Origin of the sequence: Limosilactobacillus portuensis (assembly GCF_014838735.1) — a bacterium.
In the GTDB taxonomy this organism is placed as follows: Bacteria; Bacillota; Bacilli; order Lactobacillales; family Lactobacillaceae; genus Limosilactobacillus; species Limosilactobacillus portuensis.
The window spans coordinates 30,630-45,877 of sequence record NZ_JABUXQ010000006.1 but is presented as its reverse complement, the minus strand read 5'-3'; the positions used below and the strand labels follow the sequence as shown (position 1 = coordinate 45,877).

The window sequence follows — 15,248 nt, the reverse complement described above, 5'->3', positions numbered from 1 at the left end:
TTAAGAAAGGAAGTTAAATCGATATGGCTTATAAATTTAGACTACCTGAAATGGGTGAAGGTTTGACTGAAGGGGACATCGCTTCTTTCTTAGTTAAGGAAGGCGACCAAGTCAAAGATGGTGACCCATTAGTAGAAATTCAAACTGATAAATCAACTACCCAACTTGTTTCTCCTGTTGCTGGGACGATTAAGAAGATCGAAGCAAAGGAAGACGACCACGTTGAAAAGGGTAATGACCTTGTATTGATCGATGATGGCAAGGATGGCGTAAGCACAAACGTTGACGCTGAAGATGCCGATGACAGTGCTGACGACACTGCTGCTGAAGAATCAAGTGCTCCAGCTGAGAGTGAAGCCCCAGCTGCTTCTAGTGAACCTGCACCTGCTCCAAAGCAAGGCGGAGTAGCACCATTAGCTGAACCTAACAAGCTTGTTATGGCAATGCCATCTGTACGTCAATATGCTCGTGACAAGGGCGTTGATATTTCATTGGTTCAACCAAGTGGTAATCACGGACAAGTATTGAAGATTGATATTGATAACTTCAACGGGAATGCTGCTAGTGCTCCAGCCGCTGCTGCTACCGCTCCTGCTGCTAGTGCTCCAGCTGCGGGTAATACTATTAAGCCTTATGAAGGTGCCGGCAAGGATGCTGAAACTCGTGAACCATTATCCAAGATGCGTCAAATCATTGCTAAGAACATGCGTGATTCTGTTGACATCAGTCCAATGGTTACTGTCTTCGCAAACGCTGAAGTTTCAAAGATGATGGCTAACCGGAAGAAGTACAAGGCTATTGCCGCTGATCAAGGCATTCACTTAACATTCTTACCTTACGTTGTTAAGGCTCTGATTGCGATGATGAAGAAGTACCCAGAATTCAATAGTTCAATTGATGACAGTACTCAAGAACTTGTTCAAAAGCACTACTACAACATTGGCATTGCTACAAGCACTGATCACGGTCTTTACAACCCTAACATTAAGAATGCTGACTCAAAGAGCATGTTTGAAATCGCTAAGGAAATTTCTGATAACGCTGAAGCTGCTGAAGAAAACAAGCTTAGCCCTGATAGCATGGCTCATGGCTGCATGACTATTTCTAACATTGGTTCAATGCGTGGTGGCTGGTTCACCCCAATCATCAACCAACCAGAAGTAGCTATCCTTGGTATGGGTACAATTGCAACTGAACCAATTGTTAACGCAGATGGTGAAATTGTCGTTGGTCACAACATGAAGTTGTCATTAACCGTTGATCACCGTTTGATTGATGGTGCCCTTGCTACAGAAGCTTTGAACTACTTGAAGAAGCTCCTTGAAGATCCTGAATTATTAATGATGGAGGGCTAATTAGTATGGCTGATGTTGAACAAAAAGATACTGTTATTGTAGGTGGAGGTCCTGGTGGTTACGTTGCCGCTATTCGTGCCTCAGAATTAGGTCAAAAGGTTACCTTGATTGAAAAGGGTGAACCAGGACTTGGTGGTGTATGTCTTAATGTTGGTTGTGTTCCATCAAAGGCATTAATTGCTGCTGGTCACCGTTTGCAACAAGCTAAAGATTCTTCAACATACGGAATCTCAAAGACTGATGCTTCAATTGACTTTGCAAAGACTCAAGATTGGAAGCAACACAAGGTTGTTGACCGGATGACCCGTGGTGTTGAGATGCTCTTAAAGAAGCACAAGGTTGAAATCATTGATGGTGAAGCTGTTATGGACAATGACTCACAACTTCGGGTTATGAAGACTGGTCCTAAGCAATTCATGGATAATGATAACGGCCGGGTAATTAAGTGGAATAACTTAATTCTTGCTACTGGTTCACGTCCAGTTGAAATCAGGGGCTTCAAGTTTGATGGTCGGGTTATTGATTCTACCGGTGGCTTGAACCTTCCTGAAATTCCAAAAGAGTTCGTTGTTATCGGTGGTGGTTACATCGGTACTGAATTGGCTGGTGCATATGCTGACCTTGGTTCACACGTAACAATTCTTGAAGGAACCGGTTCAATTTTGAATGGCTTTGACAAAGACATGGTTAAAGTTGTTGAAAAGAACTTGAAGAAGAAGGGCATTGACATTGTTACAAACGCAATGGCAAAGAGTTCTTCACAGGATGACAAGAGCGTTACTGTTAACTATGAGGTAGACGGTAAGGAACAATCATTAACTGCTGACTACTGCATGGTTTCAGTAGGTCGGAAGCCAAACACCGACAACTTTGGTCTTGAAATGACCAGTGTTAAGCTGGATGACCATGGTAAGGTTGTTGTTGATAAGCAAGGTAAGACCTCGGTTGATCATATCTATGCTATTGGTGACATTGTTCCAGGTCCCGCTTTAGCACACAAGGCATTCTTCGAAGGGAAGACCGCTGCTGGTGCAATTGCTGGTAAGAATACTGCCAATGATTGGGTTGGTGTTCCTGCAGTTTGCTTCGCAGATCCAGAATTGGCTGAAGTTGGTATGAACGCTGACCAAGCTAAGGAAAAGGGAATCGAAGTTGCTACAGCACAATTCCCATTTGCCGGTAATGCACGTGCCGTTTCACTTGATGAGCCAGAAGGATTCGTTCGCTTTATCTACACTAAGGATAAGAAGAACGTTGTTGGTGCACAAGTAGTTGGCCCAGAAGCAAGTACGTTAGCTGGAGAACTTTCATTGATTGTTAACTGTGGAATGAACGTTGAAGATGTTGCTTTGACAATTCACCCACACCCAACATTGAATGAACCAATTCAAGAAGCAGCTGATGTTGCTCTTGGTTTCCCAACTCACATTTAGAATGTCGAAAAAACATCCATAATTCCAAAACACGCTATCATTTTGGTAGCGTGTTTTGTGGGTTTAAAGCTAAAATAAATGGTAGTAGATAACAATATAATGAAAGAATGTGATGGTTGATGGCGACTAAGCAGAATAGTTATTCTTATCCGATTGATCCTGATTGGACAATTGATGAAATGAACGAAGTGATTGGGATGTTTCGGGTAGTAGAAGATGCGTATGAGATTGGTGTTGACCGGCAGGCAATTATCGATCAGTATAAAAAGTTTAAGCAGGTAGCAAACTCAAAGGCTTATGAAAAACAGCTAGGAAAACGCTTTGAGGATGTTTCTGGCTATTCCTTATATAAGGTAATGCAGGCAGCAAAAGAAAAAACAGCTGGGAAGATACGGGTGAATCAGGATGATAAATAGTGAAACACTAGAAAGGTTTGACCAAAAAGTTCAAGAACTTTTGTGGAATGTTCGGGAGCAGACAATTGAGCTAATGAATACACCGCTTAAGGTTGATACTAAGTCGTCAGCTAATGATTTGGTGACCAATGTTGATCGCCAGAATGAACAATTAATTAGGAAGCGTCTTTTAGAAATTGACCCATCAGCAAGAATTGTTGGTGAAGAAGAGAGTTTTAACTAAAAGATCAATCCAGATTTAAATGGGAATGTCTGGATTATTGACCCGATTGATGGAACGCTAAACTTTGTTAAGCAACGGGATCATTTTGCCATTATGGTAGCCTTGTATTGTGATGGGGAGCCAACGTTAGGCTATATTATGGATGTCATGAATAAGCGCTTATACCATGCTTGGCGAGGACATGGAGCATATGTCAATGAGCAGCAATTAAAGGCACCAGCCAATTCTTCTTTAGCAGATAGTTTAATTGCAATTAATGGCTGGCAATTAATTAAAAATCAGTGTCATCAACAAGAAATTGCTCAGCGGGCTGCTGGACTAAGAATGTATGGTAGTGCAGGAATTGAAACAATCCACGTGTTAAATGGCCAATTAGGTGGGTATACGTCAAGGTTAAAGCCGTGGGATATTGCTGCCGGAAGGGTAATTGCAGAAGAACTTAGTTTGCTAGTGAAAACAATTGACGACCAACCGCTTAATGTGCTATCATCAAACACTGTATTAGTAGCAACGAAAAAAGTTTGTCAGGACATCTGGCAGATTACTAAATAGTTGTCGAAGCTGTGACTAATTTGTCGCAGTTTTTTTATGAAATCACTCGCGGGACAGTGTATACTGAACTTGTTAGAGTAGAGTTAAGATGAAAGGAAGATTGAATCTTGAAATCTCGTGACGACATTCGGAACATTGCGATTATTGCCCACGTTGACCACGGTAAGACTACCTTAGTTAACGAAATGCTTAAACAATCAGATACCTTGCCAGAACACTTCTCCATTGAAGATCGGGCAATGGATACTAACGCTATTGAACGTGAACGTGGTATTACCATCTTGTCAAAGAACACTGCTGTTAAATATGGTAAGTACCAAATTAACATCCTTGATACTCCAGGACACGCTGACTTCGGTGGTGAAGTTGAACGGGTTATGAAGATGGTTGATGGTGTTCTTTTGGTTGTTGATGCCTTTGAAGGAACCATGCCGCAGACCCGGTTCGTTTTGAAGAAGGCTCTTGAACAACACCTTACACCAATTGTTGTTATCAACAAGGTTGACCGTAAGGGTGCTCGTCCTGAAGAAGTTGTTGACGAAGTTCTTGACCTCTTTATTGAATTAGGGGCTGATGAAGATCAACTTGACTTCCCTGTTGTTTACACTTCAGCAATGAACGGTACTTCAAGCTATGATTCTGACATTTCTACTCAAGAACATACCATGAAGCCATTGTTTGATACCATTATCAAGACGATTCCTGCACCAATTGATAACTCTGATGAACCTCTTCAATTCCAAGTTGCGATCTTGGATTACAATGACTTCGTTGGTCGAATTGGTATTGGTCGGGTCTTCCGTGGCAAGATCAAGGTTGGTGATAACGTTACCTTAATGAAGCTTGACGGCTCAAAGAAGAACTTCCGGGTTACTAAGTTATTCGGTTTCTTCGGATTGAAGCGGTTGGAAATTAAGGAAGCTGAAGCCGGTGACTTAATTGCTGTATCCGGAATGGAAGACATCAATGTTGGTGAAACCGTAACAGATCCAGAACATCCAGAAGCAATTACACCATTGCGGATTGATCCGCCGACATTACGGATGACCTTCCGGACTAATGATTCACCATTTGCTGGTCGTGAAGGTAAGTTTGTTACTGCCCGTCAACTTGAAGACCGGTTGAAGCGTGAAATGCAGACTGATGTTTCATTAAAGGTTGAAGATACGGATGATCCAGGTGCCTGGACTGTTTCAGGTCGTGGTGAATTACACCTCTCAATTTTAATTGAAACTTTACGTCGTGAGGGTTATGAATTATCAGTATCACGTCCAGAAGTTATCTACCGGGAAATTGATGGTGTAATGTGTGAACCATTCGAAGAAGTTCAAATTGATACACCAGATGAATACACTGGTTCAGTTATTGATAGTCTTTCCAAGCGGAAGGGTGAAATGAAGAACATGAAACCAGGTGAGAATGGTCAAACTCGGTTAATCTTCTTAGCACCATCACGTGGATTGATCGGTTATTCAACCGAATTTATGACGATGACCCGTGGTTACGGAATTATGAGTCATACCTTTGAAAAGTATGCTCCTGTAATTAAGAATTGGAACCCTGGTCGACAAAAGGGTACTCTTGTTTCCATGAATGCCGGTAAGGCAACCACCTATGCTATGATGGGAATTGAAAGTCGTGGACAATTATTGATTGATCCAGGTACTGAAGTTTACGAGGGAATGATCGTTGGTGAGAACAGTCGTGAAAATGATATTACGGTTAACATCACCAAGGGTAAGAACTTGACTAACGTTCGGGCTGCTGGTTCCGATGAAATGGCTCATATCAAGACACCTACTCACTTCTCACTTGAAGAATCACTTGAATTCTTGAATGAGGACGAATACTGTGAAGTTACTCCAGAAAATATTCGTCTGCGGAAGAAGATCTTGAATACTAATGCCCGTGAAAAGGAAGCTAAGCGTCGTCGTGCTGCTTCACGGAAGTAATTAATAATATTATTTTAAGAATAGTGCTGTGGATGGTAGTCTTTACATCATCTTCAGGACTATTTTTCTTTTTGGTGTATAATAAAAGAGAATTTTTTCGATTAGGTAGGTGCAATAGTGAAAGTTAAACATATTCATAAAATTCATATTTCTCAGATCAGAAAGAACTTTCATTACTGGGATTATTATTTAATGGTCCCCTACTTAGTTTTGTGTATGATTGGAATTGTCATGGTATATTCTGCTAGTTCAGCAATTGAAATGCAGAATGGAGGAAACCCAACTTCCTACCTGATTAAGCAAACGATCTATGTAATTATGGGGATCGGCTGCTTAATTTTTGGGGCTAATTATCCCCTAAGGCATTACCGAACGCCACGGTTTTTACGTGATTCAACACTTGTGATGGTTGGGATGCTCTTGTTTGTTCTTGTGCTGAGTCATGCGGTCAATGGGGCCAAGGGGTGGATTAACCTTGGTGTGATTAACATTCAACCAGTGGAAATTTGTAAGATTTATTTTATCTTATATCTTTCTGATCGGATGGCACGGGTTCGGGCTCGAAATGATCACTTTATTAGTTCTGGGGGTGGCCCCTGGCTGGTAGTTGCTCTTTGCTTGCTCTTAATTGTTCTTCAACCGGATATCGGAGGGATGGCAATTAATGTGATGATTGTTGCCGTTCTTTTTCTCGCCTGTGATTTTCGCTGGAGTTTTGGAATTAGTGTTTTGCTTATTATTCCGACAATGTGCTACCTATTAGTTGAAAAAGCCGTTGAAAGTGGCTTGATTCATGGCTATCGGATGGCACGATTTGTGGCTTTCTTGAACCCATTCGGTAATGCTTCTGGATCTGGAAGTCAGTTAGTTAATTCGTACTATGCGATCAGTAATGGTGGTGTTTTTGGTTCTGGCCTCGGAAATAGTGTTCAGAAGATGGGCTACCTTCCCGAACCAAACACCGACTTTATTATGTCAATCACAAGTGAAGAACTAGGACTTGTTGGTGTTAGTGTTATTCTAATACTATTGATGATCATCATTTGTCGGATGATTCAAATTGGCGTCCGTAGTAATTCAATGTATGAGATGTTACTGTGCTATGGTTCGGCGACGTTTATTTTAATTGAAGCATTCTTTAATATTGGGGGAGTTTTAGGTTTGTTGCCAATTACTGGTGTAACTTTTCCCTTTATTAGTTACGGTGGGTCGAGTATGCTGATCCTATCATTCACTGTTGGAATCATTATGAATATTAGTATCCAGCAAAATAAACAGCGGGCGTTACGAAGAAGCGTTCGTCAACAAAGAAGTGCTAGGGGGTAAAGAACATGTTCAACTTAACCAAACGACGAGCAATCATTGTCTATTACAATGGACGTCGGGTATTGCGAAGTTTACATCATTATGGTCAGTTGCGGTATGCATCAAAGCATTTCCATTATGCAATCCTATACGTTAATCAGGATCGTTACGATGAAGTTAAAGAGCGAGTTCAACATTTGCGTGCGGTTAAGCGAGTTATTAGTTCTGCTCGCCCAGATCTCGATCCAACCTTAACCGATCTGGAACAAACAGGCTTATACAAACAACATGATGAGGATGATTAAGAATGAGAATTGTTGCTGGTGAATTTGGTGGTCGTCGATTAAGTGCTGTTCCAGGAATGGCGACGCGACCGACGACTGATAAAGTAAAAGAAGCATTATTTAACATTATTGGTCCTTATTTTAGTGGCGGAACGAGTCTAGACTTATATGGCGGTAGTGGTGGCCTTAGTATCGAGGGAGTCTCAAGAGGAATTGAGCATGCTATTTTAGTTGACCGCGCTTATCCGGCAATTAAGACGATTAAGGATAATATTGGGGTAACAAAGCATCCTGAAAAATTCACTGTTTTGAAGATGGACTCGCGCAAAGCCTTGACCGTTCTTGCAAAACAGGAAAAAAAGTTTGACTTGGTTTATCTTGACCCCCCATATGCCAAACAGCAGATTGTTAAGGATATGACAAGAATGGCTGAACTTAATCTTCTGAATGATGATGCATTAATAGTTGCCGAAACTAATCAGGAAGCTAATCTGCCTGAGAATATAGATTCGTTTAGCTTTATTAAACGACAGAATTACGGAATTACGGTTTTGAATTTTTATCGATTTGAAAGAGGGTAAATAGAATGAAAGTTGCAGTATTTCCCGGAACATTTGATCCGTTGACGTTAGGACATCTTGACCTGATTAAACGGGGAAGTGCGCTATTTGATCAGTTAGCAGTTGCGGTAATGACTAATCGCAGTAAAAAGCCGTTATTTACGGTTGAAGAACGGGTAGCACAGATTCGTGAAGCCGTTTCGGGGTTGGATAATGTTTCAGTAATCACGAATGACGGCCTAACCGTTGATTTAATGAATAGAATTGGTGCCGATTACTTAATGCGTGGTTTGCGGAATACAACCGATTTTCAATATGAACGTGATATTGCCGCAATGAATAATTTCTTAGATGATCAGTGTGAGACGGTATTCTTCCTTGCAAAGCCAGAATATCAGCACTTGTCTAGCAGTATCTTAAAGGAAGTTACATCTTCTGGTGGTGATATTTCTGCTTACTTGCCAAAGAACATTAATGAAGCACTGAAACAGCGAATTGAAGAGGAGAAGCTAAAGCAGGTTAAGGAGCATAATGAAAAAACAAGATAAGTTAATTATGCGGCGAATATTACTAACTTTATTTGCCGTATTATTTGTCGGCTGGTTCCTGTTTTGGCCGCTTAATAAGTATATTGAGAGTCCGGGGACTGCTGATAGTTTACGTTCTTACGTTAAAATTAAGGGCCATCCTGATAAGCAGAAGGGAAGTTTCATGATTACTTCTGTTTATCTTCAGCAAGCGCGTCCTGCAACCTATCTTTGGGCTAAGCTAACCCCTTATAATACAATTGAAAGCAAGCAAGCTGTTACTGGTGGTCAAAATAATGCAACCTTTGATAAGGTTCAAGACTTTTACATGCAAAGCGCAATTAATGAAGCAATTGCGAACGCATATAAAGCTGCCCATCAAGAAGTCAGCAAACGGTACCTGGGGATCTATGTTCTTGAAGTTGAAAAGAATTCAAAATTCAAAAAAGATATTAAAGTTGGTGATACGATAACCAAAGTTAATGGTCATCACTTTGATACCGCTCAAGGATTTCAGAAGTATATTGCTAAGCGAAAAGTCGGTTCACCGTTAACGGTAACCTATCTTCATGATGGTCGTCATCATACGGTTACTAAGCCATTAGTAAAGATTGCTAGTTCGCGGGTTGGAATTGGGATTGTTTTGACTGATAATGTTAAGGTTCATACTAAAATTCCGGTTAAGGTTAATCCGGGTCAGCTAGGAGGACCTTCTGGCGGTTTAATGTTTAGCTTACAGATCTACCAGCAATTGACTGGTCAGGATTTACGCCACGGACGGAAGATCGCTGGAACTGGAACGATTAACCCTGATGGTTCGGTTGGTGAAATTGGCGGAATTGACAAAAAGGTAATTGCGGCCCATAAAGCTGGTGCAACAATCTTCTTTGCTCCTTATGTCAAGCCATCTAAGCTCCTTCTCAAGTATGAAGAGCAACACATGACAAATTACCAATTAGCCAAGAAAACCGCACAAAAGTCTGCACCGGGGATGAAAGTAGTGCCAGTATCGTCATTTAATGATGCAGTTAAATATTTAAAAGCACATCCATAGCAGGTGTTAAGTTAGAGACCAGAGAACAGCAATTTTCTGGTCTCTTATTTTTTGGATTGAAGGTCGAGTGGGTCTCCGAGGAATGAGGATATAGGTTATTCTTCCTTTTTTAAAATTTAAACGTGCAAAAACTAAATTTTGGCGTTCTTTATTAGTAGGGGGATAATTTATGGAACACTTAGAGGAAATCTGGTTGAATTACCGTAATAAAATAATTATGATTGGCGTTCTTTTAGTAGGGGCTATCGTAGTTGGGGGAAAAGTATATCATCCACAGACTAGCGTTAATAATGATCCCTTTGCAACGACTGATAAGAAAATACCGACCACCCAGAAACAATCACAGGTGAAGGGAGGGAAGGCGGTATGTGTCGACATTAAGGGAGCAGTCCTTCATCCAGGAGTTTATCGATTGCCGGGAGGTTCGCGGATAAATGAAGCTTTAGCTGCAGCGGGTCATGAAACTCCCGATGCTGATATGAACCAAGTAAATCTGGCTAAGCAGCTGGTTGACGCCCAGGTTATCTATATTCCGAAAAAGGGTGAACAAATTCCGGCATCATTATCGGGAGGTGGATTATCAACCTCAGCAACGAATGAGAATCCTCCTAATGGTAGCCAGGAAATTATTAATCTTAATACTGCTACTAAAGAGCAATTATGTAGGATTACGGGAATCGGGGATAAGAAAGCGGATCTAATCCTCAAATATCGTCAGGAACATGGAAGCTTTAATTCGGTCGATGATCTAAAAAATATTAATGGCTTTGGTGAAAAAACCGTTACTAAGTTGAAACCGATGTTAGCAGTCTAATTTTTAGTTTGATTTTAAGTTTGTTATACTAGTCATCAAAAGTATTCGGAAAGTGTGGAAAAGATGAAAAAGAGGATTGATTGGGATCAATATTTTATGATTCAAGCAGCACTATTAGCATCAAGAAGTACTTGCAATCGGTTATCCGTTGGTGCCGTTTTAGTACGGGATAAGCGGATTATTGCCGGTGGTTATAATGGTTCTGTTTCGGGGGATGCGCACTGTATTGACGAAGGGTGTTACCTACGTGATGGTCATTGTGTAAGAACTATTCATGCTGAGATGAACGCAATCTTGCAATGTGCGAAGTTTGGGATTTCTACTGATGGTGCTAGCTTGTACGTAACTGATTTTCCTTGTTTACAGTGTACAAAGAGTCTTTTGCAGGCTGGAATCAAGGAAATTAACTATATTCGGAATTATCATAATGATGAGTATGCTATGAAACTAATTAAATTAAAGAATATCCGCCTTAATCAAATTAAATTAGACGACAATATCCTTGAACAGGTTGCTTTGGATCAATACATCCATCCAGAGCAGAAGTAACGATTTATAATCGGGTTATTTTTCCGGCAATTGTTGCCGGATTAGTAACGGTGATTATCCTAAATCATTATTATTGGCTGCTGATTCTGCTTGCGTTAATCTTTTATCGAATCATTAGCTTAAAAGAACGACTGATTTTAATCATAACGTGCTGTATTGCAGTTCTTGTATCAGTTGGGTGTTTTAATGAACAGCAGAAAATTCGGTCAACTACGGTTAAGCAGCAGTGCGAGATTACTAATCGAACATACTTGGTTTTACCAGATCAAGTAACAAGTAATGACTATTTTATTAGTGCTCGGGCAACAGATATTGAAACCGGTGAAAGGATAATTCTAGTTTACTTTGCAAAGAATTATCGGGAAGTCCAAAAAATTAGCAAGACAAGGGAACTAATGCGGTGGACAATTTCCGGGAATAAGCATCCTCTTGAGCCGGCTACTAATTTTAATCAATTTGATTCACAACGTTATTATTGGCAGTTCCATATTTATAATCAGGTTAAGTGTAAACAACTGCGAATTGAGAACGATTATCAGCCAGGATTAACCCAACGGTGTCATATTTTACGTGCAAAGTTATCTACCTACTTTAGCCATTTCCCTCACCCACTTGCTAGTTATTGTCAACAACTAATTTTGGGGATGAAGAATGACCAGAGTGCAGAGATGTTGGAGAATGTTAAACGGTTAGGGTTATTACATTTATTTTGTATTTCTGGGATGCACGTTGTTTTAATAATCGATTGCCTAAGAAAGGGATTGATTAGGGTACGCTTTAATCGCGAAGAGATTGAATGGTTCTTAATTGTTAGCCTGCCAGTTTATTTAATTATTGGTGGTGGCTCGATTAGTCTGATTCGAGCTGTGATCATGGCGGAAATGAGCCTGATTCAACGGATGACGGGATTAAGTTCGCTTGATGGGTGGGCAATGAGTCTGCTTGGCGGTTTATTGTTTGATCCTTGGCTTCTCCTAACTCTCGGTGGTCAGTTAAGTTATTTATTATCGTTTGCATTACAGGTTATTCCTGATAATATTCGCTCTTATCGACAGTCATTACTTCTAAACTTGGTTAGTTTGCCATCAGTGTTGGCATTTGTTTATGAAATTCACCTTTTAACATTTATTTGTAGTTTCCTTATAATTCCATTCTTTTCGGAAATTATTTTCCCAGCTGTAATTATTAGCGCATTGTTATTTAAATGGTTGCCACTTTTCCCAGTACTTGTTAATTCCTTGCTAAGGGAGTTTGAATGGCTTTTAGGTGAACTAAGTAGTTGGCCAGGATTGATTAGGTTTGGCAAACCATCAGTTATCATTATTTGGTTACTGTTTATTGCAACTTTACTAATAATTGATCATTATCGGCTGAGAACATTGCTTTTTCTTGCCGGTTTGTATGCCATTGCTTTTATCACTGTTCATGTACCACTATATGGTGAGGTTAGCTTTGTTGATATTGGTCAAGGTGATAGTGTGATAATTCGCTATCCGTTTAGTAATCGGGTTGAACTCATTGATACAGGTGGAAAATTATCATTTGGGAAACGACTTACGCGAGCAAAAAGGGATTATGCTACGAAGACCAGCATTAATTATTTGAAGAGCTGCGGGGTTAGTAAAATCGATACAATTTATCTTAGCCACCATGATTTAGATCATATTGGTTACTTAACGTCGATTTTACAAAACTTTAGAGTAAAGCGGATTGTGGTGCCAAAGGGAATGGAAAAGCAGTATTCCTTGATGAAGTTAATTCCTGTCGATTATCAACAAGCTCTCCAAATTCTTCCAGTAGTAGCTGGTAATAAATTATCATGCTCAAAGCTCCATGTTCTGCACCCTTTTGACAGGGGAAGAGGAAGAAATGAAGATTCAATGGTTTTAGTAGGAGCCTTTGGTCAGCTTAAATTTATGTTTATGGGAGATTTGGATCGTCAGGGAGAAAGAAATGTTATTCACCGCAACCCTGATTTACGAGTAGATGTCTTAAAATTAGGTCATCATGGTAGTAGAACATCAAGTGATCCGGAATTCATAAGGCAACTTCTTCCACGAATAGGTATTATTTCTGCTGGACGACAAAATCGGTACGGTCATCCTAATCAAGAGACAATAATTATGTTAGGAAAAAATAATGTTAAGTCAATATCAACCCAGAAGTATGGAATGATTCGGTATCGTTACTATGGAAACAACTATCATTGGCAAACAAAACTAAAAGGAGATGAATACGGGTGGATGTTACCACGCTTAAACAACAAATAACGAGTAAAACTCCTGCAATGGTCTATCTTGCCCTTGGAACGCAGCAGGTATTGATACAACGGGTACGTGAGATGTTTATTCATCTGATTCCAGAAGAAGAACGGGTAATGAATGTGGGAAGCTATGATATGGAAACAACGCCGTTAGCAGTTGCCCTTGATGATGCGATGGCAACCCCATTTTTTGGTGAACGACGGCTAGTTTTGATCAATAAGCCGTATTTCTTTACTGGAGAAAAAGGACCAACAAAAATCGAACACGATCTTGACTCGCTAAGTAATTATTTACAACATCCGGAGCCATCAACTATTTTGGTTTTCTTAGCACCGTATGAAAAACTGGATGGACGCAAAAAGATTGTTAAAGAACTAAAAAAGGTAGCGGTAACAGTTGATACCGCTCCTTTAGATGAAGCACATGCTCGGCAACAGGTCCGTGCTGAGCTTACTAGCGATCAGTATACAATTGATGAAGCGGCCATTGACGAGCTAGTTCAACGGACCAATGCTGACTATGAGTTAATGAATGCTAATTTAAGCAAGTTAAAGTTATTGACATACCAGGATCGTCATATTACCCAGCAGGCGGTTGAAGAGCTAGTGCCCCAATCACTTGATGAAAACGTTTTTGATTTAGTTAATGCTGTTCTTAAGCATGATCAAACGAGATCTATTGACTTGTATGATCAATTAATTGCGGGACAACAACCGCCATTAAGGATTAATGCAGTATTAATTAGCCAGTTTCGCTTATTATTGCAAATAAAAATTTTGAGTTCACGAGGACTTAGTCAAGGGAGCCTAGCGCAAAAATTAAAAGTTCACCCGTATCGGGTTAAACTGGGACTGCGAACCGTTCGTCAATTTAGTTTGCTTGCATTAGAGAATGCATACTTAGGATTAGTTAACATTGAAAAAGCATTGAAAACAACACAACGCGATCCCAAGCTACTCTTTCAACTGTTTATGCTTCAGTATGGACAGCAACAAGGCGTAGGGATGGGTTGAATATGATCAACAAAGGGCTTCAGAGTTCGGAATTTACCGAGCACTGAAGCCCTTTTGTTAATTGCACAGTTTTTTATCGAGATAATAATGCTTATGTTATAGTTCCTTTTGTTTAAAAAATAAAAAAGTGAAACTTTCCAGTTTCACTTTTTTAATTACTTAGCGTAACGTGCTGAAAGACGTGACTTGTCACGAGCAGCCTTGTTAGCCTTGATAAGACCCTTTGAGTGGGCACGGTCAATTGCTGAGATTGCAGCCTTGTAAAGATCATCAAGGTTATCTGCGCCAGCAAGCTTTGCCTTGTCAAACTTCTTGATAGCAGTACGCATTTTGCTTAATTGGGATGCGTTACGTGCTTCAGCTTTTTCGCTAGTACGAACACGTTCAATTGCTGATTTAATAATTGGCATGAGTTTCACCTCCGTTACCCAATATTCAGTTGACCAGAATTTTCAACATCTGTCATTATACAAAAGACTAGTTCTCAATGCAATAGTAAAGAAGAATTTTGAAACGATTGACTTGCATCTTGGAAGAAAATTGGTTATATTATTAAAGGTTTGTTCGAACCATGCCTCTTCTCAGTTTTGCGATCCTCACCGACGCAATACTTAGAACTTGGCGCATTTAAAAATTGAAAGGTGGGAAAATAGCATGGCTATTTCTAAAGAACGTAAGGATCAAATTATCAAGGAATTCGCAACTCACGAAGGTGACACTGGTTCTACCCAAGTACAAGTTGCTGTTTTAACTGCAGATATTAACGAATTGAATGACCACTTGCGTACACACAAGCATGATTACCACTCACAACGTGGTTTGATGAAGAAGATTGGTCACCGTCGTAACCTTTTGGCTTACTTACGTCGGACTGATTTGAATGCTTACCGTGAACTTATCCAAAAGTTAGGTCTTCGTCGGTAATTCATCATCGTGGAAAGCTGGGA

The 15,248-nt window shown here is 40.2% G+C and carries 15 protein-coding genes and 1 pseudogene; 15 read left to right on the top strand and 1 reads right to left on the bottom strand.

Features of this window, described 5'->3' with window-relative positions:
* The first annotated feature begins 23 nt into the window (after positions 1–23).
* The 14 genes and pseudogenes from HUK49_RS02955 to holA all read left to right on the top strand — a co-directional run bounded on the left by HUK49_RS02955 (position 24) and on the right by holA (position 14,301).
* Positions 24–1,355, top strand: coding sequence for a 2-oxo acid dehydrogenase subunit E2 (locus HUK49_RS02955; protein ID WP_191912596.1), 1,332 nt, complete (start codon positions 24–26; stop codon positions 1,353–1,355).
* Positions 1,356–1,360: 5 nt separating this feature from the next.
* Positions 1,361–2,788 carry a dihydrolipoyl dehydrogenase gene (gene lpdA / locus HUK49_RS02950; protein WP_191912595.1) on the top strand — a complete coding sequence of 476 codons (1,428 nt, stop codon included), beginning with the start codon at positions 1,361–1,363 and terminating at the stop codon, positions 2,786–2,788.
* A 119-nt stretch (positions 2,789–2,907) separates the two neighbouring features.
* Positions 2,908–3,204: a UPF0223 family protein gene (locus tag HUK49_RS02945; RefSeq protein ID WP_191912594.1), complete on the top strand. Its 297-nt coding sequence runs from the start codon at positions 2,908–2,910 to the stop codon at positions 3,202–3,204.
* Positions 3,194–3,979 (top strand): annotated as a pseudogene (locus tag HUK49_RS02940) (inositol monophosphatase family protein). The gene HUK49_RS02945 and the pseudogene HUK49_RS02940 overlap by 11 nt, the downstream one beginning before the upstream one ends.
* 107 nt (positions 3,980–4,086) lie before the next feature.
* Positions 4,087–5,931, top strand: coding sequence for a translational GTPase TypA (gene typA, locus HUK49_RS02935; RefSeq protein WP_191912593.1), 1,845 nt, complete (start codon positions 4,087–4,089; stop codon positions 5,929–5,931).
* 117 nt (positions 5,932–6,048) lie between these two features.
* Positions 6,049–7,257, top strand: a complete 1,209-nt coding sequence (locus tag HUK49_RS02930) for an FtsW/RodA/SpoVE family cell cycle protein (RefSeq protein ID WP_392391020.1) — start codon at positions 6,049–6,051, stop codon at positions 7,255–7,257.
* Between the two features lie 5 nt (positions 7,258–7,262).
* Positions 7,263–7,541: a DUF2129 domain-containing protein gene (locus HUK49_RS02925; RefSeq protein WP_102169060.1), complete on the top strand. Its 279-nt coding sequence runs from the start codon at positions 7,263–7,265 to the stop codon at positions 7,539–7,541.
* Between the two features lie 2 nt (positions 7,542–7,543).
* A complete protein-coding gene (gene rsmD / locus HUK49_RS02920; protein WP_191912592.1) occupies positions 7,544–8,101 on the top strand; it encodes a 16S rRNA (guanine(966)-N(2))-methyltransferase RsmD in 558 nt (185 codons plus the stop codon).
* Positions 8,102–8,106: 5 nt separating this feature from the next.
* Entirely contained in the window at positions 8,107–8,628 is a 522-nt protein-coding gene (coaD, locus tag HUK49_RS02915) for a pantetheine-phosphate adenylyltransferase (protein WP_102169062.1), read from the top strand.
* The gene (locus tag HUK49_RS02910; RefSeq protein WP_191912591.1) at positions 8,612–9,661 is read left to right on the top strand and encodes a SepM family pheromone-processing serine protease; all 1,050 of its coding nucleotides are present in this window, start codon (positions 8,612–8,614) and stop codon (positions 9,659–9,661) included. The genes coaD and HUK49_RS02910 overlap by 17 nt, the downstream gene beginning before the upstream one ends.
* Before the next feature lie 169 nt (positions 9,662–9,830).
* Entirely contained in the window at positions 9,831–10,475 is a 645-nt protein-coding gene (locus tag HUK49_RS02905) for a helix-hairpin-helix domain-containing protein (protein ID WP_191912590.1), read from the top strand.
* A gap of 63 nt (positions 10,476–10,538) precedes the next feature.
* A complete protein-coding gene (locus HUK49_RS02900; protein ID WP_191912589.1) occupies positions 10,539–11,024 on the top strand; it encodes a ComE operon protein 2 in 486 nt (161 codons plus the stop codon).
* A gap of 50 nt (positions 11,025–11,074) precedes the next feature.
* On the top strand, positions 11,075–13,294 hold the full coding sequence (locus tag HUK49_RS02895) for a DNA internalization-related competence protein ComEC/Rec2 (RefSeq protein ID WP_191912588.1): 2,220 nt from the start codon (positions 11,075–11,077) through the stop codon (positions 13,292–13,294).
* On the top strand, positions 13,264–14,301 hold the full coding sequence (gene holA / locus HUK49_RS02890; protein WP_191912587.1) for a DNA polymerase III subunit delta: 1,038 nt from the start codon (positions 13,264–13,266) through the stop codon (positions 14,299–14,301). Before HUK49_RS02895 ends, holA begins: the two co-directional genes overlap by 31 nt.
* A 155-nt stretch (positions 14,302–14,456) precedes the next feature.
* Here the strand turns inward: holA and rpsT are convergent, their stop codons facing one another.
* Entirely contained in the window at positions 14,457–14,711 is a 255-nt protein-coding gene (gene rpsT / locus HUK49_RS02885; protein WP_003716879.1) for a 30S ribosomal protein S20, read from the bottom strand.
* 244 nt (positions 14,712–14,955) lie between these two features.
* On the opposite strand from rpsT, the gene rpsO reads away from it, so the two are divergent.
* The gene (gene rpsO, locus HUK49_RS02880; RefSeq protein ID WP_102169068.1) at positions 14,956–15,225 is read left to right on the top strand and encodes a 30S ribosomal protein S15; all 270 of its coding nucleotides are present in this window, start codon (positions 14,956–14,958) and stop codon (positions 15,223–15,225) included.
* The last annotated feature ends 23 nt before the right edge of the window (positions 15,226–15,248 follow it).

What these genes read in the sequence shown, in the direction of transcription:
- HUK49_RS02955 (WP_191912596.1), top strand. Translation starts at nt 24, where the DNA reads ATGGCTTATAAATTTAGACTACCTGAAATGGGTGAAGGTTTGACTGAA.
- lpdA (WP_191912595.1), top strand. Translation starts at nt 1,361, where the DNA reads ATGGCTGATGTTGAACAAAAAGATACTGTTATTGTAGGTGGAGGTCCT.
- HUK49_RS02945 (WP_191912594.1), top strand. Translation starts at nt 2,908, where the DNA reads ATGGCGACTAAGCAGAATAGTTATTCTTATCCGATTGATCCTGATTGG.
- HUK49_RS02925 (WP_102169060.1), top strand. Translation starts at nt 7,263, where the DNA reads ATGTTCAACTTAACCAAACGACGAGCAATCATTGTCTATTACAATGGA.
- rsmD (WP_191912592.1), top strand. Translation starts at nt 7,544, where the DNA reads ATGAGAATTGTTGCTGGTGAATTTGGTGGTCGTCGATTAAGTGCTGTT.
- coaD (WP_102169062.1), top strand. Translation starts at nt 8,107, where the DNA reads ATGAAAGTTGCAGTATTTCCCGGAACATTTGATCCGTTGACGTTAGGA.
- HUK49_RS02910 (WP_191912591.1), top strand. Translation starts at nt 8,612, where the DNA reads ATGAAAAAACAAGATAAGTTAATTATGCGGCGAATATTACTAACTTTA.
- HUK49_RS02905 (WP_191912590.1), top strand. Translation starts at nt 9,831, where the DNA reads ATGGAACACTTAGAGGAAATCTGGTTGAATTACCGTAATAAAATAATT.
- HUK49_RS02900 (WP_191912589.1), top strand. Translation starts at nt 10,539, where the DNA reads ATGAAAAAGAGGATTGATTGGGATCAATATTTTATGATTCAAGCAGCA.
- rpsT (WP_003716879.1), bottom strand. Translation starts at nt 14,711, where the DNA reads ATGCCAATTATTAAATCAGCAATTGAACGTGTTCGTACTAGCGAAAAA.
- rpsO (WP_102169068.1), top strand. Translation starts at nt 14,956, where the DNA reads ATGGCTATTTCTAAAGAACGTAAGGATCAAATTATCAAGGAATTCGCA.